The following is a 21,965-nucleotide window of genomic DNA, read 5'->3' as shown; positions in this document are numbered from 1 at the left end:
CCCCTCGATCCGATGAAATTCTCCCTCCGCTGAAGGCAGCGCACCGGCGGGCCACGGCAGGATGGGTTGTATGACTTCACTTCCTGAAGGTTCTGCGCGTGCTGTCGATGGGGTTCGGGCAAGTGCCTACGACAGCATTGCCGAGGGGTATGACGCCGAGAACGAGAGTGGCCTGCTGCACCTGTATTACAACCGGCCAGCGATTTTGGAGCTGGCAGGGGAGGTGGCTGGGCGGCGGATTCTCGATGTGGGGTGCGGGTCCGGGATTGTGCTGGGGGAGTTGCGGGATCGTGGGGCGGTGATGACGGGGATGGATTCGAGTGGGGGGATGTTGGAGCTGGCTCGGCGGCGGCTCGGACCCGAGGTGGATTTGAGGTTCGGGGATTTGGGTGAGCCGCTGCCGTTTTCGGATGGGGCGTTCGATGACGTTGTCGCGTCGTTGGTGCTGCACTATCTGGAGGATTGGGGGCCGGCGTTGGGGGAATTGCGGCGGGTGCTGGTGCCTGGCGGCAGGATGATCGTGTCGGTGGAGCATCCGTTCGCGAATTTTCTGGGGCAGCGGCTGGAGGGGAAGGAGACCAACTACTTCGAGACCCGGAATCGGGTGGACGAGTGGACCATGGGTGGGCAGACGGCTCGGTTGAGTTTCTGGGATCGGCCGTTGCATGCGATGACGGATGCGTTCGCCGAGGCGGGGTTTCGGATCGGGGTGATCAGTGAGCCGGGGGCGTTGCCCGGTGCGCGGGAGGTGTTTCCGGAGTTGTTCGATGAGCGCACCGGCACGCGGTTCCTGTGTTTTCTGTTCTTCGTTCTGTATTCGGAGTAGGGCTACTTCGTCAGGGGTTCTTGCAGTTCGGTCACCCATTCGCCGTGGTTGGCGGGGCATTCGAGGCTGATTTCGCGGGGGTAGCCGGCGGAGCGGTAACCGTTGGCGTCGATCCAGCGGCCCAGGGTCTGCAAGGTGGGGAGGACGGCTTCCATTGCGCCGCGGTGCAATATCGTCGCGGCCTGTTCGATCGGCGGCAGGTCGTGGATGCGGAGGCCGTACTCGTCGCACAGGGGCGCGGACACCTCTACGCCGGCGTGGACGAGGACGCCGCCGTCGGGGGCGTCCTCGTAATAGGCGACGCCGAGGCCGGCGGGAGCGATGCCGGCGGCTTGCAGGCGCTGGAACAGCTCGTCGTAGAGAGGCTGGATGACGGGGGCGATGGCGTCGAAACCTGTTGCTACGCCACTGAGTTCGGCGATCCGGATGGACGGCAGGGATTTGAGGACGACGTCGTCGGTGGGCATCTGACCCTCGCTTTCTATGGAGCGGAGCCGCGCCTCGACCTGGGTGAGCCGGGCCGCCGCGGCCGTCATCGCCGACTCCAGTTCGGCGCGCCGCAGCCGCAGCATGGCGCGCAGTTCCTCGGTGGTGACCTTCTCGTCCAGGATGGTCTGGACCTGCTGGAGGGTGAAGCCGAGATCCTTGAGCGCGATGACGCGGTTGAGGCGGGCCAATTGGGCGGCGGTGTAGTAGCGGTAGCCGGTGGCCGGGTCGACGTGGGCGGGCCGCAGCAGCCCGGTCGCGTCGTAGTGACGCAGCATCCGGACCGATACTCGGCCGTGCCTGGCGAAGTCTCCGATGGTGAACATGATGGCTACGAGTCAACCGCCTGACACGGTGTCAGGGTCAAGCGCCGCGCGGAACTATCCGGCGAACCGCAACCGCCGGGCGGTCACAGCGCTGCTTGCACCGCCGCGAACAGATCGTTGACGGGTTGGGTGAGCGGACCGAGAGCATCGGGGGTGAGCGGCGGCAGTTCGCGGATGGCTGTGCGCAGGGAGGTGACCGCGACATTGGCGTCGACGTTGACCGTGGCGACGGTATCGGCGACCGCGGTGACGGCATTCGCCGCTGATGGATCCCCTTGCGCGGCTCGAGCATTCACGACGGGAAGTGCTGCGGCAGCGGGACTCTCACCGCCCGCGGCATTCCCGCCGCCTTCGGTCGCAGTCGCACCGCCCAGCGCCCCGCCCGCGAATCCGCCGATCGCCGCACCCCCGACCAACCCCGCGATATCCACCGGAATGGCCACCGCCAGCCCGCCGAGCAGACACCCCGCCACCCCACCGACCGCCGCCCCGACCGGCGTTCCCGCGCCGACCGTCGGCAGCGCGCCGATGATTCCGCCCGCGACCGCCCCGACCGTCGCCCCGACCCCGCATCCCACGATTTCGAGGGGAAAGACCGCGACCTTCCCCACCACCGCACCGATGACCTGCCCCGCCGTGGTGGCGGCATTGCGGCGCGCGGCTTCGTCCCGCGGAAACCCGACGCTGTCGAAGGTCGCCGCGACCTGCCCCTGCACGCCGTCCAGATAACTCTGCGCCTGATCCCGGAGCCGAGGGTCGATCCCCGCGGGCAGTCGAACCGTCTCGGAGCCCACCTGCAAGGTATCGGGCGCGGCAGCCGCCGTACCGGGGGCGAAGCTGAGCAGTGCGGGCACTGCCGTCAAGGCAGCGTATACGCGCAGAACAGTCATCGGCGCATCCCTCGATCCGGCGACCACCGTCGAGCCTCTCGGGAGCGGACCCGAACCAGCGACGGTCACACTGAGCGCTGATCTTACCTCGAACCGGTTGCACAGCAAGGCGATTCGCGAGCCCGGTCGATCTTCACCGGCGACTGGCCGGAGCCGGCGCGCCCGCCCGGTTTCCGCTCCCCGCGAGAGTTCGGTAAAGTCCGTGACCAGGGCCGTTCCGGCCGAGGTGGGGATTTCAGCGGGCGCCTGTTCCGCCCGGATACGAGGAGAATTGCGATGCCGTACGCGGCCGTCGGTCTGATCACGCTGGCACTGTGGATCTTTGCCCTGGTCGACATCATCACCTGCCCCGAGGCGGGCGTCCGCCACCTGCCCAAGGGCGCCTGGCTGCTCATCGTGATCCTGGTCCCGACCATCGGCGCCCTGCTGTGGCTGATCCTCGGCCGCCCGCTCTACGAATCGCGCGGCCCCCGCTCGACCACCCGCTTCTCCGAGTACGACCGTCCCGGCCGCTACGTACCCCAGGACCCGGAAGCCGACGAGGCATTCCTGCGCGGCCTGCGCGAGCGCGCCGAACAACAGCGCGCGGAAGCCCGGCGCCAGGAAGCGGCACGTCAGCAGGAAGCCGACCGCCGCCGCGAACAGGGCGAACAGGTCTGACGCGTCAGCGCAGATCGTCGGACAGCGCCCGGCCGACCTGACCCAGCAGCGGAACGGCCCGCTCCAGCAGATCCTCGGTCATCCGCCCGACCGGCCCGGAAATGGAGATGGCGAGCCGCGCCGGCGCCTCGGGCACAGCCACCGCGATACACCGGACCCCCAGCTCCTGCTCGCCCTCGTCGATCGCGTACCCGGTATCGGCGGCGGTTTCGAGCTGACGCGCGAATTCGGCCGGATCGGTGATGGTGTGATCGGTGTAGCGCGGCATCCCGGTGCGCTGCAACAGATCTCGCACCTTGTCGGCGGGCATCCCCGCGAGAATGGCCTTGCCGACCGCCGTGCCGTGGGGGAGCGCCCGCCGCCCCACCTCGGTGAACATGCGCATCGAATGCCGTGACGGCACCTGCGCGACGTACACGATCCGATCACCGTCGAGCATCGCCATATTCGCGGATTCACCCAGCTCGTCCACGAGCCGGGTCAGATGCGGCCGCGCGGTCACGCTCAACATGTGAACCGAACTCTCCCCGAGCCTGATCAACCGCGCCCCCAGCGCGTACTGCCGCGACGGTTCCTGATGCAGATACCCGAGTTCGACCAGCGTCCGAACCAGCCGGTGAATGGTCGGCAGCGGTAACCCCGATAGCTCCGAGAGCTGCGAAAGACCCAGCATGCCGCCGTGATCGGCGAGAATTTCCAGGAGCGCGAACGCCCGCTCGATCGATTGCACGCTGCCTGATCGCCCGCTGGAGGCATTCGCCGCAGTCACTGGCCCGCTTTCTCGAAGTTTCCGGATGGCGGAAGTTTACCGGGGTGTCGCCGCCCGGTTGGGTTGTAGCCTGATGCGCATGCGGCTACGCGCGGAATTCACCACCGAACCCTTCCACGGCGAGGGCGATCCGCCACCGCACGCCACCGAAACCTTACGGGCGCTGGAAAAGTCCGGCCTGGCTTGCGAATTCGGGCCGCTGGGCACCGCGGTCGAGGGCGAGGAAGCGGTCCTGCTCCCGGCGCTGGGCGAGGTGCTGGCGCTGGCTTTCGCGCACGGCGCGTCCCGGGTGACATTGCAGGTCGAGCGCGATGAGCAGTGACAGCGCCACGGTCGATCCGGCCCACCCGGCGCTGGCCATGCTCGCGCCCCTGCTGGAGCGCGTCGGCGGCCGGCTGATTCCGGCCGCCGAATGTTTGCCCGACGATGTGCCGTTGGTGTGGGAGGGGCAACCGCTGGCGGCCGTCCGCTTCGCGAGCTCCGATTCCGAGTCCGAGGGCGGGATCCGCCGCCTGCTCAACGAGGTGGCCGCCGAATTCGGCACGCCCCTGGCCGATCTCCCGCGGGCGGAGAAGCAGCGGGCGGTGCGCCTGCTCGAGGAGCGCGGCGCGTTCAGCTATCGCAAATCGGCGGAAACGGTGGCCGAGGCGCTCGGCGTCACCCGGTTCACGGTCTACAACTACCTCAACCGCACCCGTTCCTGAATCGGCCTGCGTACACCCCGGTGAATCCCACTGCCATGCAGTGGGATTCGTCGTTTCCGTGCACGTCACGCCCCCTGCGTGCGCTACTTGACCACAGAATTTCAACAAACTGTTGACGCACCTTCGTGACCTGTGCCACTATTTCGTTATTCGGAAACTAACTTCCGCGATGCGAAAAGGTGCAGCTCATGGTCACTCTCGGCGAGTTCAATGGGATGGCGGGTGATCGCCTGCGGCCGGCCCTGCTGGAATGCTGCGACGTGCCCGAGTGGGCCGACGCCCTGCTGGACGCCCGCCCCTTCCCGGACTTCGCCGAACTGCTGGCCACCGCCGACCGCATCGCCGAGAAGTTCACTCCCGGCGACGTCGATCGCGCCATCGCCGCGCACCCGCGCATCGGCGAACGCCGTGAAGGCGACGACAACGGCGCGGCCTGGTCCCGGCAGGAGCAGTCCGGCGTCGCCGCCGACGTCGAGACCGCCGCGGCCTTGTACTCCGCGAATCGCCTGTACGAGAAGCGTTTCGGCCGCGTCTTCCTGATCTGCGCCACCGGCCTCACCAGCGCCGAGATCCTGGGCGCGGTCCTGCTGCGCCTGGGCAACGACGAACCCACCGAGGCCGCCGTCGTCGCCACCGAACTCCGCAAGATCGCCCTGCTGCGCCTGGGCAAGGTGATTCACGCATGAGCGCCCTCACCACCCACGTCCTCGACACCGCCCTGGGCCGCCCGGCCGCCGGCGTCGCGGTCCGCCTGCAGCGCGCCGCGGACGGCCGGTTGGTCGCCGCCGGCGTCACCGACGCCGACGGCCGCATCCGCGAACTCGGCCCCGCCCAGCTCGAGAACACCCCGCACACACTGACTTTCGACGTCGCGGCCTACGCCGCCGCCACCGGCCAGCGCTATTTCCTGGCCGCCGTCGACATCACCTTCACCCCCACCGGCGACGGCCACCTGCATGTCCCGTTGCTGCTGAGTCCATTCGCCTGTTCCGCCTATCGAGGGAGTTGATCGCCATGGCCATCCAGCTGGGCCGAAATCAATACGGCAAGGCCGAGAACCGCATCGTGCGGGTCTACCGCGACACCGACCGGCACCGTATCCGAGACCTGAACGTCTCCAGCTCCCTGCGCGGGCGCTTCGAGGACGCCCACATCACCGGCGATCAGAGCGACATCCTGACCACCGACACCCAGAAGAACACCGCCTTCGCCTTCGCCAAGGAGAAGGGCGTGGACGCGATCGAGGATTTCGCGCTCACCCTCGCCGACCATTTCATCGCGCGCTCACCGGGCGCGGACGGGGCACGCATCGAGATCGAGGAGTACGGCTGGGACCGCATCCCGGTCGACGGTGCGGGACACGATCATTCGTTCGTGCGCTCGGAGGCCGGCACCCGCACCTGCGTGGTGAACATGGACGGCTCCGGCCCGAATCGCCAGGCGCACGTCATCTCCGGGCTCAAGGACCTGGTGCTGTTCAAATCGACCGGGTCGGAGTTCCACGGCTTCTTCGAGGACAAGTACACGACCTTGCAGCCCACCAAGGACCGCATCATGGCGACCTCGCTGGTGGCGCGCTGGCGCTACGACCATCTGGACGTGGCGTGGGACAAGTCGCATGCCGCCATCAAGGCGCTGCTGCTGCGGCAGTTCGCGGCGGTGCATTCCCTCGCCCTGCAGCAGACCCTCTACAGCATGGGACGCGCTGTGCTGGAACAGCATCCGGAGGTCGCGGAGATCAAGTTCTCGGCCCCGAACAAGCACCACTTCCTGGTCGATCTGAGCCCGTTCCACGTGGAGAACCACGGCGAGGTGTTCATCGCCGCCGATCGTCCCTACGGCTTGATCGAAGCGAGCGTGGAACGCGACGACGCCAGCGACCCGGGTTCGGCCTGGCATGCCGTACCGGGATTCTGCTGAGCGGGGCGGTGGCGTGATGAAAATCTTCACCCACCAGCGACATCCGGGCCCCGAGGACGAACGCTATCCGCTGCCGCAGCTGGTGGCCTACGGAACCCAGCACATTCTCACCATGTACGGCGGGGTGATCGCGCCGCCGCTCATCGTGGGCGGCGCGGCCGGGCTCTCCCCGGGTGAGATGGCGATGCTGGTGACCGCGGGCCTGTTCGTCTCCGGTCTGGCGACCCTGTTGCAGACCCTGGGCATCGGCCCGGTCGGCAGCAGATTGCCTATCGTGCAAGGGGTTTCGTTCGCGAGCGTCTCGACCATGGTGTCGATCTCGAACACCGGCGGCCTGCAGTCGGTGTACGGGGCGATCATCGTCGCCGGGGTGATCGGGCTGGCGCTGTCGTCGGTGTTCGCGCATCTGGTGCGATTGTTCCCGGCGGTGGTCACCGGCACCATCATTACGGTGATCGGCCTGTCGCTGCTGCCGGTCGCACTGCGCTGGGCCATGGGCAACAACCCCAAGGATCCGGCCTACGGTTCGATGGGCAACGTCGGTTTCGCGGGCCTGACACTGCTGATCATCCTGGTGATCAGCCGCGTGTTCCAGGGCGCGATCTCACGCTTGTCGATTCTGATCGGCCTGGTGCTCGGCACGCTCGCCGCCGCACTCGCGGGCCGCGCCGATTTCTCCGGCGTGGGCGATGCGAAACTCGTGGCGCTGCCGCCGATCCTGCCGGTGGGCGGACCGACCTTCCAAGCCGGGGCCATCGTCGCCATGACCATCGTGATCCTGGTGATCATGACCGAGACGACGGCCGACATCCTGGCCATCGGCGAGATCGTCGGCACCGACGTCGACGCCAAACGCGTCGCCGCGGGCCTGCGCGCCGATATGGCCTCCACGACGGTAGCGCCGCTGTTCGGCACCTTCCCGTGCAGCGCCTTCGCCCAGAACGTCGGCCTGGTGGCGCTGACCGGCATCAAGAGCCGGTTCGTGGTCGCGGCCGGCGGCGTGGTGCTGGTGCTGCTCGGCCTGGTGCCGGTGATCGGCGCGGTGGTGGCCGCCATCCCGTACCCGGTACTCGGCGGGGCAGCCGTGGTGCTGTTCGGATCGGTTGCCGCCAGCGGCATCCGGACCCTGGCCCGGGTCGACTTCCACGACAACCTCAATATGGTGATCGTGGGCGTCGCCCTGGCGGTCGGCATCATTCCCATTGCGGCGCCGACGTTCTGGGACGCGTTCCCCGAATGGCTGGGCACCATCATGCATTCCGGCATCAGCGCCACCGCCGTCGTCGCCATCGTGCTCAACCTGCTGTTCAACGAACTCACCCTCGGCAACAAACACGGCGCGTCGGTGTTCGCCGCCGCCGAGCACGCGGGCGACAGCCTCGGCGAACGCCTCGACGACGACATCCGCGACTGAACCGCGCTGGATGAATCTACGAAATCGGCAGCGATTCGATTCCACCGATTGGTGCTGATCGTCGCTATCGGCAACGACGCCGCCACCAACATAATTCGACCCAACGGGGAGGAAGGATTTTCGATGCCCCTCATTTTCCTGAACGGTGGCGCCATGCGCGGCGGACCGCTCAACCACCTGCTGGCGGGCGCACCGTTCGCCGGCGAAGTGACCACCGCACCGCAATACCGGTTCTATTCGGTCGGCGACCGATTCCCGGGCCTGCACCCGGTATCCGACGGCGGCGCGCCCATTACCGGCGAGCTGTTCGACGTGCCCATGGAGGTGCTGCGTACCAGCCTGCTGCCCGCCGAGCCGCCCGAATTGGAGCTCGGCGTCATCGAACTCGACGACCAGCGCTCGGTGCTGTCCATGGTGCTGCGCCGCCCGCCCGTCTCCTATCCGCAGCTGATCGACATCACCGAATTCGGCAGCTGGACGACCTATCGCGAAGGAAACCGATGACATTCCCGGCCGGGGGCGCACCCCGGAAATTCGATGTGAATTGCTCGATCCTGTTCACGGATCTGCCACTGCTGCAACGGCCCGCCGCGGCCAAGGCAGCCGGATTCGACGCCGTGGAATTCTGGTGGCCGTTCGGCGAGGACCCGACGCCCGCGGATCGGGATATCGACGAATTCGTGAATGCCATCGCCGACGCGGGCGTGCGGCTGGTCGGGCTGAACTTCATCGACCTGATTCCGGCCGGTCGCGGCCTGGTGTCGGTACCCGGGCAGGAGCAGCGCTTCCGCGACAATATCGACGTCGCGGTGGGGATCGCCGAACGCACCGGCTGCAAAGCGCTGAACGCCTTGTACGGCAACCGGATTCCCGGCGAGGACCCCGACAAGCAGGACGCGCTGGCGCTGGAGAACCTGCGCCTGGCCGCCCGCGCCGCCGACCGGATCGGCGCGACGGTGCTCCTGGAAGCACTGAATTCCTATGAGTCGCAAGACTATCCGATCGTCTCGGCCGCGCACGCGGTGCGGATCATCGAGGAGGTCGGGGAGCCGAACGTGCGCTTCCTGTGCGACCTCTACCACCTGGCCCGTATGGGCGAGAACCTGACCGGCGTCATCGACACCTACGCCCGCTATATCGGGCACGTGCAGATCGCCGACTCACCCGGGCGTGGTCGTCCCGGCACCGGCGTCCTGGACTTCGCGGAGCTCTACGCCGCGCTCGACGCCGCGGGCTACGACGGCTTCATCGGCCTGGAATACAAAGACCCTGAACTGGATTGGGAGTGGATCAAGTGAGCACCATTGGTTTCGTCGGCCTCGGCATCATGGGTGGCCCGATGGCCGGGCATCTGGCCAAGGCCGGGCACGAGGTCACCGGCTTCGACCTCAACCCCGCCGGGCTGGAGAAGCTGAAGGCGGCCGGGGGAGCGGCGGCGGGCAGTGTCGCCGAGGCGGTGCGCGACCGCGACATCGTGATCACCATGCTGCCGCAGGACGAGCACGTGGAAGCGGTGTTCGCCGACATCCTCGAGCACGCCGCGCCCGGCACCCTCTACATCGACTTCTCCACCATCACCCCGCGCACCTCGGAATGGACCGCGCGCGAGGGTGAGAAGAAGCGCCTGCGCGTGCTGGACGCCCCCGTCAGCGGCGGCGAGCCCGGCGCCATCAATGCCGCGCTGTCCATCATGGTCGGCGGCACCCAGGCCGACTTCGAGGCCGCCACACCGGTTTTCGAAGCCGTCGGCAAGACCTTCGCCCTGGTCGGCCCGAACGGCGCGGGCCAGGTCGTGAAGGCCGCCAACCAGCTCGTGGTGGGCGGCACCTACGCCCTGATCGCCGAGGCCATCCTGCTGATGGAGAACCTGGGCGCGGACGCGGAGAAGGGCCTGGACGTGCTGGCCGGCGGCCTGGCGGGCAGCAAGATCCTCGAGCTCAAGCGCAAGACCATGCTCGAGCGCAGCTTCGCCCCCGGTTTCCGGATCGACCTGCACCACAAGGACATGGGCATCATCCTGGCCGCCGCCCGCCAGGCCGACGTGTCGATCCCGATGGGCGCGCTCACCGCCCAGCTGATCGCCGCCGCCAAGGCCATGGGCCACGGCTCGCTGGACCATTCCGCGCTGCTGCTGGTCGCCGAGGCGCTGGCGGGTAAGGGCCGCGGGTGAGTCCGCACGGGCCACGCATGGCCGGCGGGCACGGTGTGTGCGCCGTCGGCGTGCCCACCGGCTGGGTGGTGGAGCGGGTGACCGTGCAACCGCGCGGCCTGCCCGCCGCCCGGCCCATCGACACGACCCTCGTGCTGGTGAGGGAGAGGATCTGACATGGCACGCATGCGCACCGTGGACGCCGCGGTACTCATTCTCGAAAAAGAAGGCGCGACACAGGCTTTCGGTCTGCCCGGCGCGGCCATCAACCCGTTCTACAGCGCCATGCGGGCGCACGGCGGCATCAAGCATGTGCTGGCGCGGCACGTCGAGGCCGCCTCGCACATGGCCGAGGGGTACACCCGCGCGGCCGCCGGGAACATCGGCATCTGCATCGGCACCTCCGGTCCGGCCGGCACCGACATGATCACCGGGTTGTACTCCGCGAGCGCGGATTCCATTCCGATCCTGTGCATTACCGGTCAGGCGCCGGTGGCCAAGCTGCACAAGGAGGATTTCCAGGCGGTCGATATCGCCTCGATCGCCGCCCCGGTCAGCAAGTGGGCGGTCACGGTGCTCGAGCCCGCGCAGGTGCCGGGCACCTTCCAGAAGGCGTTCCAGCTCATGCGTTCCGGGCGGCCGGGACCGGTGCTGATCGATCTGCCGATCGACGTGCAGCTGACCGAGATCGAATTCGATATCGACACCTACGAACCCCTCGAGGTGCACCGGCCCGCCGCCAGCCGGGCGCAGGCCGAGAAGGTCCTGGCCATGCTGGCCGCGGCCGAACGACCGCTGATCGTGGCGGGCGGCGGCATCGTGAACGCCGAAGCGGCCGACCTGCTGCTGGAATTCGCGGAGCTGACCGGGGTTCCGGTGGTGCCGACGCTGATGGGCTGGGGCACCATCCCCGACGATCATCCGCTGCACGCCGGCATGGTCGGCCTGCAGACCTCGCACCGCTACGGCAATGCCACCCTGCTGGAAGCCGATTTCGTGCTCGGCATCGGCAACCGGTGGGCCAACCGGCACACCGGCGGCGTCGAAACCTACACCAAGGGACGCACTTTCGTGCACGTCGACGTCGAGCCCACCCAGATCGGGCGGGTGTTCGCACCCGACTACGGCATCGTCTCCGACGCCGGGGCCGCGCTCGCCGCGTTCCTCGAGGTCGCCCACGACCGGGTGCAGGAGGGCGGGCTGCCCGATCGCGGCGAATGGGCCGAGCAGTGCCGGGCACGCAAGCGAACCCTGTTGCGCAAGACCGACTTCGACTCGGTGCCGATCAAACCGCAGCGCGTGTATCAGGAGATGAACCGCGCCTTCGGACCCGACACCCGCTACGTCACCACCATCGGGCTCTCACAGATCCAGGCCGCGCAGCTGCTGCACGTGTACAAGCCGCGCCATTGGATCAACGCCGGCCAGGCCGGGCCGCTGGGCTGGACCCTGCCCGCCGCGCTCGGCGTCGCCACCGCCGACCCGGGCGGCACCGTGGTCGCGCTGTCGGGCGACTACGACTTCCAGTTCCTGATCGAGGAATTGGCGGTCGGCGCGCAGTTCAACATCCCGTACATCCACGTGGTGGTGAACAACTCCTACCTGGGGCTGATCCGCCAGGCGCAGCGCGCGTTCGACATGGACTACTACGTGCAGCTGTCCTTCGACAACATCAACAGCCCCGAACTCGGCGGCTACGGCGTCGACCACCTGAAGGTGGCCGAAGGCTTGGGCTGTAAGGCGATTCGGGTGCTCGACCCCAACGATCTGGGTTCGGCGTTCGATCGCGCCAAGCAGCTGGCCGCCGAACACCAGGTGCCGGTGCTGGTCGAGGTCATCCTCGAACGCGTCACCAACGTGTCGATGGGCCTCGAGATCGACAACGTCAACGAGTTCGAGGCGCTGGCGGACTCCTTCGACGACGCGCCCACCGCCATCGCCGCCCAGCCCGACTACGAAACGGCCGGGAGCACACGGTGATCCAGGTGCGCGGCGGCGGACGCAAAGGGTGGCAGGAGGGCCATGTGCTGATCGCCCCCGACAAGTTCAAGGGGTCCCTGACCGCCCCGCAGGTCGCCGCGCACCTGGCGGCCGGGCTCCGGCAGGTACGGCCGGACCTGCCGATGGTGTCCGTCCCCGTCGCCGACGGCGGTGACGGCACCGTCGACGCCATGGTCGCGGCGGGCTACACCCGCCTGCAGACCACAGTGACCGGGCCGCTGGGAGACAAGGTGGTCGCCTCGTTCGCGATGAGGGACGAGACCGCGGTCATCGAGCTCGCCGAAGCCTCCGGGCTGCGGCGCCTCCCGGGACGGCCCACCTCGGTGTCCGCGCTCACCGCCACCAGCGCGGGCACCGGGGAACTCGTTCGCACCGCCGTCGCGGGCGGGGCGAAACGCATCGTGCTGGGGCTCGGCGGCAGCGCCTGCACGGACGGCGGGGCGGGCCTGCTGGCCGGGCTCGGCGCGCGTCTGCTCGACGCGTCCGGGCAGCCCATCCCGCCCGGCGGTATCGGACTGCGGCACCTGTCGCGGATCGACACCTCCGAAATGCTGCGGGTGCCGGTCGTCGTCGCCTCCGACGTGGACAATCCGTTGCTGGGTCCGCGCGGTGCGGCGGCGGTCTACGGGCCGCAGAAGGGCGCCGGCGCCGGGGCCGTCCGCGAATTGGAAACCGGGCTGGCGCGTTTCGCCGAGATCGCCCGGCGCGACCTGCGCGCCGATCCGCTCGCCGGTGATATCGCGGCCCGGGCCGGAGCGGGCGCGGCGGGCGGCGTCGGCTTCGCGGCCCTGGCGTTCCTCGGCGCGCACATCGAACCCGGTATCCGAATCCTGTTGCAGGAGCTGGACTTCGACCGGCTGCTGAGCGGCGCGCGCCTGGTCGTCACCGGGGAGGGCTCCCTGGACGAGCAGTCCCTGCACGGCAAGGCGCCCATCGGAGTGGCGCGGGCGGCGGCCCGGGCCGAAGTGCCGGTGCTCGCCGTGTGCGGCCGCCGCACCCTGACCCGGGAGACGTTGCGCCGCTCCGGAATCGAGGACGCCTTCGCGCTGACCGATATCGAACCCGATCCCGAAGTGTGCATGGCGCAGGCCGCCCCGCTGCTCGAACAACTCGGCGTGCGACTGGCGGGCAGCCGCCATTTCGCCGAGCTTTCCCGTAACTCGAAGTGAGAGAGGCTATGTCGGATTTCACCAACCTTCCGGACCTGGCGCTGCGCAGCTACCGCTCCAGCGTGATCGCCGCGAGCGATGAATCCTTCGAGGAACGCGAGAACCTCATCCAGCCGTGGCAGCCGCGGTTCACCCCGGAGAGCTTCGGGCCCAAGGGGCAGGAGTACGACGGCTGGGAGACGCGCCGGCGGCGCACGCCCGGAAACGACTGGGCGCTCATCCGCCTCGGCCTGCCCGGCATCGTGCGCGGCGTGGTGATCGACACCGCCTGGTTCAAGGGCAACTACCCGCCCTTCGCCTCGGTGGAAGCCACCCGCGTCGAGGGCTATCCCTCGGTCGCGGAACTGGAGGCGGCCGACTGGGTCGAGATCGTGCCCCGCAGCGCCCTGGAAGGCGATGCGCGCCACGAGTTCCCGGTCGCCGCCGACGGCGTCTTCACCCACGTGCGGTTGCACATGTATCCCGACGGCGGCATCGCGCGGCTGCGGGTGCACGGGGAAGTGGTGCCCGATCCGGCGCTGCTCACCGGCCTGACCGTGGACCTGGCCGCGCTCGAGAACGGCGGCCGAGTCACCGCCTGCTCCAACGAGTTCTACTCCGTGCCGGACAATATGCTCGCCCCCGGACTGGCCCGCAATCAGGCCGAAGGCTGGGAGACCGCCCGCCGCCGCGACGACGGCAATGACTGGGCCGTGATCGAACTGGCCGCCCAGGGCGTACCGCAGCTCATCGAAATCGACACCACCAACCTGGTTTTCAACTCCCCGGGCCGGGTGCGGGTGCTCGGCATCGATCACAGCGGACCCGAACCGCTCCCGGCCGCCGACGACGCGGCGTGGGTGGAACTGCTCCCGGCCGTGCCGGTGCAGCCCGACACCCCGCACCGCTTCCGGCTGGCCGACGCCACGCGACTGGTCACACATGTGCGCGTGGACATCTACCCCGACGGCGGGATCGCGCGGCTGCGCGTGCTCGGATCGCTCACCGCTGCGGGTGAGAACGACCTGGCGGCCCGCTGGTCGGTGCGCTGAGGTCCGGAAGACAGCCCGCGCGCGGCCCGCTCACGGCCGCGCGCGCTTCCGCGGCCTCACCACCGCCGCCGCCATGACCCGCCGCGTTCGCCAGGGCAGGGCAGCGAAGAGCGAGGTCATGGCGGCGGCGGTACCCGGGAGATCCTCGCGCCCGGACAGATAGGCGCGCTGAGCCGGCACCGGCAGCGCGAAGAAGGCGTCGAAGAAGGCCGGGAGGTCCTGCGGGGGCAGGGCCAGCAGCGCCCGCAACCCGGCCGCGCGCAGGGCGTGCACGGCCCGCGCGGGGGCGGGCCACAGCGAGTCACCGCGCACCACGGCATCGGCCGTTGCGAGCGCGGTGGCCACGCTGTATCCGGTGGCGGGGTGCATGAGCGCACCGGCCGCGCCGAAGGCCGTGGCTTTGCGGAGGCCGCCCTCGACGGGGAAACGAACCCGCTCGATCGCTTCGTCGCCGGTGAGTTCTATTCCGCGCGAACGCAACCGGTGCCGTAGCCGGTCGTGCAGGTCGCGCGGGTCCAGGGCCGGGCGGCCCACGAGGCAGGTTTCCTCGAGGAGCACGCGCTCGTCGTCCAGGGGCACCGCGTACAGGAACGACGGCGGCGCACCGGTTTCCGCGCCGTTGTCGGCGCGCCAGTCCATGAACAGCATGTCCTCTCTCCAGCGGTCCCGCTCCACGATCACCCCGAACGCCGTCTGCTCGGCACGGGCGGGGGAGCGGCCCACACCCCGGGCATCGATGACACGCCCGGCCGCCATGACGTTTCCCGAGGCGAGCCGCACCGACGGCAGGTCCAAGCCTCGCGTGCCCCAGCGGGTCGGCGGCACGATCTCGGCCACCCGGTCCGCGACGATATGCGCCCCCGTCAGGTCCAGCGAATCCCGCAGCCGCCCGATATCGAATACGACGTACGGGCGGTCCATCACCGCCCGCCGGGTGCCCCACGCGACCGGCCGGTTCACGGTCGCCGCCACCGCCTCGGACGCCAGCCAGCCGGGCAGCTCGTCCGCCCAGGCCGCATACGTTGCGGTCCAGCGCCGTTGCGGTTGCGGTTCGATCACGGCCACCGATAAACCGTGGGAGAGCGCACGATGAGCAAGAGCCCGACCGGCGGGTCCCGCACCGCAGACGAGGAGATCGGAGGTCATCGGGTGATTGGATCATGAAGCGTGACCGTCATACGCTTCGGTAACGACTGTCGGCTCGGGAGCGGCCCGGCACGGCGCGAAAGGTTGTGCACATGACGTATCCACCAGGACCGCCGTCGGGTCCCGGCTACGGCGGCGATCCGCAAGGCGGCTACGGACAACAGCAGCCGGATCCCCAATGGTGGGGACAGCCGGCGGCGCCGGGGGATCAGAGCAATCAGCCCACCTGGACCGGGCAGCCCATCGACCCGAACTGGCAGCAGCCCAATGCCGGTCAGCCGCAGGGGAATTGGGGCACCGATCCCGGATATCAGCAGCAACAGCCGGGGTACGGGCAGCAGCCGGGATTCCCGCCGCCGGGGTATCCGCAACAGCCCGGATATCCGCAGCAGCCGGGCTATCCGCCGCCGAAGAAGTCCAATACCGGGCTGATCGTCGGCATTGTGCTCGGGCTGGTGGTGATCCTGGCGGTGGGCGTCGGGGCGATCGTGTTCGTCAATCGGGGCGACGACTCCGATCAGGCCGGGGGAGCCTCCAGCAGCCTGGTCAGCGCCACCAGCGCGCCGACCACCTCCAAGTCCGGGCCGACCGCGACCACCACCAGCAAACCGCAGACGGCGGGCAAGAAGTTCACCTACACCGAGTACGGGCAGAACTGGAACTTCAAGTTCGGTGACGTGGCGTTGCAGGCGGACTGGGTGACGGGGCAGGACTTCAACAACTGCCAGTCCATCGCCGACGGGCCGAAGCTGATCGAGCTCGGCTGCCAGTACGGTTCCTCGCTGAGCTGGAAGGCCGAGAACGGCGCGCTCATGATGAGCCAGCTCGTGCTCACCATGGGTGATGAGGCGAAAGCCACTGCGGCGGAGGACAATTTCGACGACAAGGACTTCCAGGTTCCGCCCGGCACCTACATCAAGGACTGGGAGTACGGGAAGTGGCGGGACGGGAGCTCCAAGGAGTTCCTGGTGATCACGCTGGTGACCGCGACGGCCGCCATCGACTCGGCCACCGCGGACAAGTACCTGCGCTATCGCAGCAGTGACACCATCGCCGCCCTCGGGTTCCGCTGACCCGCACCTACTCCGCATTCGGCTCGCCGGTAGCGGCGATCACTCGGCCCGAGTCGATCGCCGCGAGCAGCCGATCATGGTCTGCCACAGTCTGATCCGCGTACGCCAGCGCGAATTCGCCCATGGCACGGTCGAATCCGTCGCTGGTGCCCAGATAGGCGCTGATGGCGACCCGATCGCCGGACCGGGCGTGGCCGCGCGCGAGAGTGTGCCCGCACAGCGCGGCGTACTGGTGCAGCTGCTCGGCCGACATATCCTCGATCGTCAACGAGCCCTTCATGTCTCGCAGCTGCCGCCAGTAATAGAAGAGGCCGTCGGGGCCGGTCGCCCAGCCCAGGAAGATATCGCCGGCGGCTTGGGTGAGGCGCTGACCGTGCACGACGCGATGACCTTGATGCTTCTGCGCGCTGCTGCGCAGATGCGGGGCCAGCACCGAGTTCTCGGCCTGTTTGACCTGTAAGAACAGTGGATCGCCGGTCGTGCGGCCGGTCAGCAGCGCTATGAAACAACGAGTTCCGACACTGCCGACGCCGACCACCTTCATGGCGACATCGCGCAGCACATACCTGTCCAGCAGCACCCGCCGCTCCTCGGGCAGGGTGGCGCGATAGTCGGACAGCACCGAATCCAGCGCGGTGCGGGCCTCCAGCGGAATCGGTTGCACCAGAGGCGGATCCGGCTTGATGTGCAGTTCACCATCGGGCCCGGTCTCGGTGAGCTTGTCCAGCGCCTGCAAGCTGGTGCGGGAACGCGCCTTGTCGATCACCTTCGTGGCCAGTTTGCGGTTCTGGGAACTGAGCAGCGCCTGCACCTTCTCGGCATCCACCATCTCGTACCAGACATCGGTCTCGCCCAGCGCGGCCAGCCGCGCCATGGCCTCCCGGTACGCGGTCGCGGCAGCCGTCGCGGCAGATCCGGCGGCGGTGTCATCGCATCCATTGGCGCGCGCCGCGACCGCGACGCTGGCGGCCAATCGCTTCACATCCCATTCGAACGGGCCCGGCAGCGTTTCGTCGAAGTCGTTGAGGTCGAAGACAAGTGCGCGCTCGGGCGAGGCGAACAGGCCGAAATTCGACAGGTGCGCGTCGCCGCACAGCTGCACCAGCAACCCCGTGTGCGGGCCCGCCGCGAGATCTGCCGCCATGATCGCCGGCGCACCGCGATAGAACGGGAACCGCCCCGCCGCCATTCGCGCGTACCTGATCCGCACCAGATCCGGCACCCGCGTCAGCGCCTGCCGCTCCAGCACGGCGACCGGATCCTCCCGGCCTTCGCTCGCTTTCCATGCGCCGAGCGCGGACCGCGCCACCCGCTTGCGCGCCGCCTTCCCGAGCTCGCTCGACGCCATACCCGCACTACCGCCAGCAGTCGCCATGCCCGGACTCTAATACCTGCTCCGGACGGATTGCCGCAGGTGCGCGGCGACTCCGGAACGCGGTCGCGGCTTGACAATTCCCGGATACCGGGACAGCATGGCCAGGTCAGCACCTCGCTAGGCGAGGCTCCTGTACGAACACAGGCCACTGATCCGACGACGTCGAGAGACGCCCAGGGTTAGGACAGATTTCTCCGGACTAAGGGGTTATCCGAAGTGGCTTCCCGCCAGCGGGATACGTCGTGCAGTGCCGAAGCTCTGACGAGAGGGGTGCTTCCCGGACGTCCGGTCCGGGTTCCTCCCCGTGGTTCTGGCGCATCGACACAGGTGACGTGCGCGTCCTGGCGGCAAGGAGGTGAGGGACGAATGAAGTCCGGCGATAGTCCGTATCCGAGTCCGGTTCGACAACCATCGTTCCCGGCCCGCCGCGACCGCGTAACCGCCTGACCCCTCCGAGCCAGGCGCCGACTCAACGACGATCCCATCGTCGAATGAGGGGGTCGGCGCATGCCCTCGACCAGGCAGCGGTGCGCGGAACGCTTTGCGGCGGGCTGCCTTTCGCAGAGGAGTGCCATCATGGCAGTAGTCACCTTTCCCCGCACCACCACCATCTCGCCCATCGCGTCGCTCGCCGAGGCCATCCGCCGCCGCCTCGCCCGGTGGCAGCTGACCGACCAGGAACGCCGCAACCTGCAACTGGCCCGCAGCCGGACCGCGGTCTACACCGCCTCCCTCGGCGGCCACCCCTTCCACGTGTAGCCGGTCTCGAACAAGGAGTCCGACATGCGGATTCTCGTCGCCACCTGCTGACCCCCGGCATGCCCGATGCGTGAGCGAGCCCGGCATCGAACCCCGATGCCGGGCAAGCGTCTTCGTTGTCTCAGATCCCACCGGTGGCGAGCAGCCCGCCGTCCACCCGCACGGTGGTCCCCGTGATCCACGACGATTCCGCCGAAGCCAGGAACCCGATCAGCCCCGCCACATCCTCCGGAGCTCCTAGCCGCTTCATCGGATAAACCCCCGCTGCAGCCTCCTCATCCGCCGAGTACAACGCATCGGCGAACTTGGTCTTCACGACCCCCGGCGCCACCGCGTTGACCCGAATCTTCGGCCCCAACTGCCAAGCCAACTCTTCGGTCAACCGAATCAACGCCGCCTTGGAAGCCCCATAAGCCCCAATGACCCCCGTGGACCGCAACCCAGCCACACTGGCCACATTCACCACGGCCCCACCATGTTCACCCATCCAGGCTTTGTACGCCTCCTGCACATACCCCAGCGCCGCAACCACATTCACATCGAAGATCTTCCGCACCGCGTCCAGATCCGCCTCCATCAGCGACCCGTACACCGGATTGATGCCCGTGTTATTGATCAGCACATCCAGCGACCCGAACTGCTGAACGGCAGCCGCAACCTGCTCCGCCCGCGATTCCGCATCCCCGGCATTGCCCGATACGGCAACGACCTTCCCGGCATGCCCCAGCCCCCGCAGTTCCTCAGCAGCGGCCTCCAGCGGCTCAGGCTTCCGAGCCGAAATCACCACATTCGCCCCCCGCCGCAGCAACTCACCCGCCACCGCAAGCCCGATACCCCGGCTAGCTCCGGTAACCAGCGCACTCTTACCGATCAGATCATCGCTCATGTGAGGGCACGTTACGTCAGTCACCCGGTCCGTGCGATCCCGCCCCAGCTGTGGCTCGTACGGTCGCATCAGCCAGCCACTCCGGCCACAGGGAAGATCGACCTGGGCGCTCTCGGATACGGATGTATCATCTGTCGTTCGGCGGGCGGGCGTGCCGGTGAACTGCCGGCTGTTGGGTGGCGTGCTCAATCACGCCACCCAGCGCCTTGAAATGTGCTGATCAGAAGCCTATTTTACGGCGGTCGGGCGTCAAAGGTCTTACCTTCCGGACGAAGAATGACACACGCAGCGGGCGGCGATCCCGCATCGATCGCTTCCCGATGATTCAGAGGCGACGCTGGGCGATGAACATCGACACCGCCACCGTGGAAAACCGAGGGCGGCTACAAGGCGGCGGTCCGCGTGCCAGTCCGTCGGGTCGCGCGCGCCTGATCGGTGATACTCCCGTCATGAACGATCTCGAGCCCCGGTGCTACGCCAATCCCGCGCTGACGGATGTCCTGACCGAGCTGACTGCGCGGGAACCGCTGTTTCATCGCGCCGAATTCGGCCTCACTCGAGCGGATTTCGACCGGCTGACGGCAACCGACTACTGGGAGGTCGGCGCCTCCGGCAACCGCTACAGTCGCGAGGACGTCTGGACGGTGCTGCAGCAGCGCTACGCGGTCGCACCACCGGTCTGGCCCGAACCTGATTCGGCCATAGGCGAATTCCAGGTCCGTGCCCTCGGCGCGGACACCTATCTACTCACCTACGACCTACGTCAGCCGAATCGGCTCACTCGCAGAGTGACCGTCTGGCAATTCCGTGCCCACGATTGGACGGCCCTGTATCACCAGGGCACGGTGGTCGCCCAGGAGAAATGAAGACCTCTTCGGGCTCTGGGGGTCACCGCCGACGGGAGATCGGCGTGGTAAACGCGGCCGGGGAAGTCGGCATCACCACTGCGCCCGTATCGAAGACAGAATCCGCGCCGGTAGCTGGTCGCCGAGCCGCCGGAGGTCGTATTTCAGATCTGGCCGTGCAGTTGGGCGAGGAAGCCAGGAAAGTCGTCGTTGTGGATGACGTGTCCCGTATTGGCCACGGTGCGGACTTGGTAGCCGAGTTCACCCAGGAGAGCTGCCTTTTCGGGAGACACGACCTGACTGGGATCGGCGAGCAGGACCAGGCTGGGGACGGGCGGCTCGACGGGCTGGAAGCCGGGGAATCCATCCATGATGGCCAAAGTTCCTGTGTCCCAGCGGCTCAGCGATTCCAACTTACCGCGCTGGGCTTCGGGAGCCCAGCGCGGGGTGGCGGCGCGGACCTGCTCGAGTGTCCATTGCTTCTGAGTCCGGAACATATCGGCCATAGCGGGATGGCCCGGGCTCCAGGCGGGGTCCGCATAGACAACGCGATCGGGCTTCACGTCATCGACAATGTGAGCGAGCAGCAGTGCGCCGAGGGAGTGGCCGATCACGAGTTCGGGCCGGTCCGGCAGCGCTGCGGCGAGTGCGCCGGCCATGGCCTCGAGGGAGTAGGTCTGCGCGCGGGCGCTGTGGCCATGGCCGGGCAGGTCAGGGGCGATGACCTTGTAGCCGCGTGCGGCCAGCGCCGGACCCAGCTGCCACCAGCTGGTCGAATCGGTGGTCAGGCCATGGACCAGGACCGCGATTCGCTCGCCGGTGCCCCATTCGCGTACGTGCAAGTCTGTCATTGCGGGTTGTACTCCTTCTGATCATGGGCGGCGCGCAGCAGTGCGTCGAGCAGCCCGGTCTTGCGGCATTCTCACTCCGTGCATGAAATGGCCGGAAAGCGTTGTGCCGCATACGAACTCCTGGACCACGCCCCTATTCGACGGGCATGTAGATCTGGTTGATCACACCGGTGGTGAAGGTCTCGGCGGAGACCAGCCGCAGTTCGACGGTGTCGTCGAGCTTGTCGAACCAGTGCGTGCCCTTGCCGAGGACGACGGGGTGGACGAACAGTTGCAGCTGATCGAGCAGGCCCGCGTTGAGCAGCGACTGGACGAGGGTGAGGCTGCCGGTGATTGCGATGTCCTGGCCTTGCGACTTCTTGAGGATTTCGAGGTTGGTCAGCACGTCACCGGTGATGATCTCGGTGTTGTTCCAGCTGGCCTCGGTCAATGTCGACGTGACGACGTATTTCTTCTGGTTGTTCATGAATCCGGCGAAATCGTCGTCGCTGTCGGGCCAGTGTGCGGCGAACTCCTGGTATTGGATGCGTCCGAGGAGCATCGCGTCCGAGGAGTTCATGGCCGCTACCAGGGCGGCGCCCATCTCGTCGTTGAAGTAGGGGAAGTGCCAGGTCTCCGGTGATTCGGCGACGCCGTCGAGGGAAACGAACAGGCTGGAAACGATCTTGCGCATCGATGCTCCTTG

Annotated in this window: 26 protein-coding genes and 1 riboswitch; of the genes, 18 read left to right on the top strand and 8 right to left on the bottom strand. The window is 68.0% G+C overall.

What is annotated here, in order from left to right:
- The first annotated feature begins 70 nt into the window (after positions 1-70).
- Entirely contained in the window at positions 71-826 is a 756-nt protein-coding gene (locus tag NY1_RS15220) for a class I SAM-dependent methyltransferase (protein ID WP_157762256.1), read from the top strand.
- A 2-nt stretch (positions 827-828) separates the two neighbouring features.
- On the opposite strand, the gene NY1_RS15215 is transcribed toward NY1_RS15220, so the two are convergent.
- Positions 829-1,638, bottom strand: a complete 810-nt coding sequence (locus tag NY1_RS15215; RefSeq protein WP_067712846.1) for a MerR family transcriptional regulator — start codon at positions 1,636-1,638, stop codon at positions 829-831.
- Positions 1,639-1,721: 83 nt separating this feature from the next.
- Positions 1,722-2,528: a hypothetical protein gene (locus tag NY1_RS42935; protein WP_157762255.1), complete on the bottom strand. Its 807-nt coding sequence runs from the start codon at positions 2,526-2,528 to the stop codon at positions 1,722-1,724.
- Between the two features lie 276 nt (positions 2,529-2,804).
- Here NY1_RS42935 and NY1_RS15205 point away from each other — a divergent pair, with 276 nt between their 5' ends.
- Positions 2,805-3,188, top strand: coding sequence for a PLD nuclease N-terminal domain-containing protein (locus NY1_RS15205; protein WP_067712840.1), 384 nt, complete (start codon positions 2,805-2,807; stop codon positions 3,186-3,188).
- A gap of 4 nt (positions 3,189-3,192) precedes the next feature.
- On the opposite strand, the gene NY1_RS15200 is transcribed toward NY1_RS15205, so the two are convergent.
- Entirely contained in the window at positions 3,193-3,918 is a 726-nt protein-coding gene (locus tag NY1_RS15200; RefSeq protein WP_233434340.1) for an IclR family transcriptional regulator, read from the bottom strand.
- A gap of 118 nt (positions 3,919-4,036) precedes the next feature.
- Between NY1_RS15200 and NY1_RS15195 the strand changes: the two genes are divergently transcribed.
- The 13 genes from NY1_RS15195 (at position 4,037) to alc (ending at position 14,345) form a co-directional block, all read left to right on the top strand.
- A complete protein-coding gene (locus NY1_RS15195) occupies positions 4,037-4,279 on the top strand; it encodes a thiamine-binding protein (RefSeq protein ID WP_067713562.1) in 243 nt (80 codons plus the stop codon).
- The gene (locus NY1_RS15190) at positions 4,269-4,661 is read left to right on the top strand and encodes a helix-turn-helix domain-containing protein (RefSeq protein WP_067712834.1); all 393 of its coding nucleotides are present in this window, start codon (positions 4,269-4,271) and stop codon (positions 4,659-4,661) included. The genes NY1_RS15195 and NY1_RS15190 overlap by 11 nt, the downstream gene beginning before the upstream one ends.
- 188 nt (positions 4,662-4,849) lie before the next feature.
- Complete coding sequence (gene uraD, locus NY1_RS15185; protein WP_067713559.1) at positions 4,850-5,347, top strand: 2-oxo-4-hydroxy-4-carboxy-5-ureidoimidazoline decarboxylase; 498 nt, start codon at positions 4,850-4,852, stop codon at positions 5,345-5,347.
- Positions 5,344-5,670 carry a hydroxyisourate hydrolase gene (uraH, locus tag NY1_RS15180; protein WP_067712829.1) on the top strand — a complete coding sequence of 109 codons (327 nt, stop codon included), beginning with the start codon at positions 5,344-5,346 and terminating at the stop codon, positions 5,668-5,670. Before uraD ends, uraH begins: the two co-directional genes overlap by 4 nt.
- A gap of 5 nt (positions 5,671-5,675) precedes the next feature.
- Positions 5,676-6,581: a factor-independent urate hydroxylase gene (gene pucL, locus NY1_RS15175; RefSeq protein WP_067712826.1), complete on the top strand. Its 906-nt coding sequence runs from the start codon at positions 5,676-5,678 to the stop codon at positions 6,579-6,581.
- Positions 6,582-6,597: 16 nt separating this feature from the next.
- On the top strand, positions 6,598-7,995 hold the full coding sequence (locus NY1_RS15170) for a nucleobase:cation symporter-2 family protein (RefSeq protein ID WP_067712823.1): 1,398 nt from the start codon (positions 6,598-6,600) through the stop codon (positions 7,993-7,995).
- A gap of 123 nt (positions 7,996-8,118) precedes the next feature.
- On the top strand, positions 8,119-8,499 hold the full coding sequence (locus NY1_RS15165) for an allophanate hydrolase-related protein (protein ID WP_067713556.1): 381 nt from the start codon (positions 8,119-8,121) through the stop codon (positions 8,497-8,499).
- Entirely contained in the window at positions 8,496-9,293 is a 798-nt protein-coding gene (locus tag NY1_RS15160; RefSeq protein WP_067712821.1) for a hydroxypyruvate isomerase family protein, read from the top strand. The genes NY1_RS15165 and NY1_RS15160 overlap by 4 nt, the downstream gene beginning before the upstream one ends.
- Positions 9,290-10,165: an NAD(P)-dependent oxidoreductase gene (locus tag NY1_RS15155; RefSeq protein WP_084534988.1), complete on the top strand. Its 876-nt coding sequence runs from the start codon at positions 9,290-9,292 to the stop codon at positions 10,163-10,165. Before NY1_RS15160 ends, NY1_RS15155 begins: the two co-directional genes overlap by 4 nt.
- Positions 10,162-10,320 carry a hypothetical protein gene (locus tag NY1_RS42930; protein WP_157762254.1) on the top strand — a complete coding sequence of 53 codons (159 nt, stop codon included), beginning with the start codon at positions 10,162-10,164 and terminating at the stop codon, positions 10,318-10,320. The genes NY1_RS15155 and NY1_RS42930 overlap by 4 nt, the downstream gene beginning before the upstream one ends.
- Before the next feature lies 1 nt (position 10,321).
- On the top strand, positions 10,322-12,124 hold the full coding sequence (gene gcl, locus NY1_RS15150; protein ID WP_067712818.1) for a glyoxylate carboligase: 1,803 nt from the start codon (positions 10,322-10,324) through the stop codon (positions 12,122-12,124).
- Positions 12,121-13,314, top strand: a complete 1,194-nt coding sequence (locus NY1_RS15145) for a glycerate kinase (RefSeq protein WP_233434339.1) — start codon at positions 12,121-12,123, stop codon at positions 13,312-13,314. Before gcl ends, NY1_RS15145 begins: the two co-directional genes overlap by 4 nt.
- Before the next feature lie 8 nt (positions 13,315-13,322).
- Positions 13,323-14,345 carry an allantoicase gene (alc, locus tag NY1_RS15140; RefSeq protein WP_084534987.1) on the top strand — a complete coding sequence of 341 codons (1,023 nt, stop codon included), beginning with the start codon at positions 13,323-13,325 and terminating at the stop codon, positions 14,343-14,345.
- Positions 14,346-14,375: 30 nt separating this feature from the next.
- On the opposite strand, the gene NY1_RS15135 is transcribed toward alc, so the two are convergent.
- On the bottom strand, positions 14,376-15,491 hold the full coding sequence (locus tag NY1_RS15135) for a lycopene cyclase family protein (protein WP_067712812.1): 1,116 nt from the start codon (positions 15,489-15,491) through the stop codon (positions 14,376-14,378).
- Between the two features lie 92 nt (positions 15,492-15,583).
- Between NY1_RS15135 and NY1_RS15130 the strand changes: the two genes are divergently transcribed.
- The gene (locus tag NY1_RS15130) at positions 15,584-16,564 is read left to right on the top strand and encodes a proline-rich domain-containing protein (protein ID WP_067712808.1); all 981 of its coding nucleotides are present in this window, start codon (positions 15,584-15,586) and stop codon (positions 16,562-16,564) included.
- A 7-nt stretch (positions 16,565-16,571) separates the two neighbouring features.
- Here the strand turns inward: NY1_RS15130 and NY1_RS15125 are convergent, their stop codons facing one another.
- Entirely contained in the window at positions 16,572-17,939 is a 1,368-nt protein-coding gene (locus NY1_RS15125) for a DUF2252 domain-containing protein (protein ID WP_084534986.1), read from the bottom strand.
- 106 nt (positions 17,940-18,045) lie between these two features.
- A riboswitch (M-box (ykoK) riboswitch) is annotated at positions 18,046-18,216 on the top strand.
- Between the two features lie 299 nt (positions 18,217-18,515).
- Here NY1_RS15125 and NY1_RS15120 point away from each other — a divergent pair.
- Positions 18,516-18,698, top strand: coding sequence for a hypothetical protein (locus NY1_RS15120; RefSeq protein WP_067712801.1), 183 nt, complete (start codon positions 18,516-18,518; stop codon positions 18,696-18,698).
- A gap of 121 nt (positions 18,699-18,819) precedes the next feature.
- Here the strand turns inward: NY1_RS15120 and NY1_RS15115 are convergent, their stop codons facing one another.
- Positions 18,820-19,584 carry an SDR family oxidoreductase gene (locus NY1_RS15115; protein WP_067713548.1) on the bottom strand — a complete coding sequence of 255 codons (765 nt, stop codon included), beginning with the start codon at positions 19,582-19,584 and terminating at the stop codon, positions 18,820-18,822.
- A 449-nt stretch (positions 19,585-20,033) separates the two neighbouring features.
- Between NY1_RS15115 and NY1_RS15110 the strand changes: the two genes are divergently transcribed.
- The gene (locus NY1_RS15110) at positions 20,034-20,450 is read left to right on the top strand and encodes a nuclear transport factor 2 family protein (RefSeq protein ID WP_067713546.1); all 417 of its coding nucleotides are present in this window, start codon (positions 20,034-20,036) and stop codon (positions 20,448-20,450) included.
- 143 nt (positions 20,451-20,593) lie between these two features.
- On the opposite strand, the gene NY1_RS15105 is transcribed toward NY1_RS15110, so the two are convergent.
- Positions 20,594-21,280 carry an alpha/beta fold hydrolase gene (locus tag NY1_RS15105; protein WP_067712798.1) on the bottom strand — a complete coding sequence of 229 codons (687 nt, stop codon included), beginning with the start codon at positions 21,278-21,280 and terminating at the stop codon, positions 20,594-20,596.
- A 133-nt stretch (positions 21,281-21,413) separates the two neighbouring features.
- Positions 21,414-21,953, bottom strand: coding sequence for a dihydrofolate reductase family protein (locus tag NY1_RS15100; protein WP_067712795.1), 540 nt, complete (start codon positions 21,951-21,953; stop codon positions 21,414-21,416).
- Positions 21,954-21,965 lie beyond the last annotated feature (12 nt).

This window comes from Nocardia yamanashiensis NBRC 100130 (assembly GCF_001613325.1).
Classification (GTDB): domain Bacteria; phylum Actinomycetota; class Actinomycetes; order Mycobacteriales; family Mycobacteriaceae; genus Nocardia; species Nocardia yamanashiensis.
This window is presented reverse-complemented; position numbering and strand designations above follow the sequence as displayed.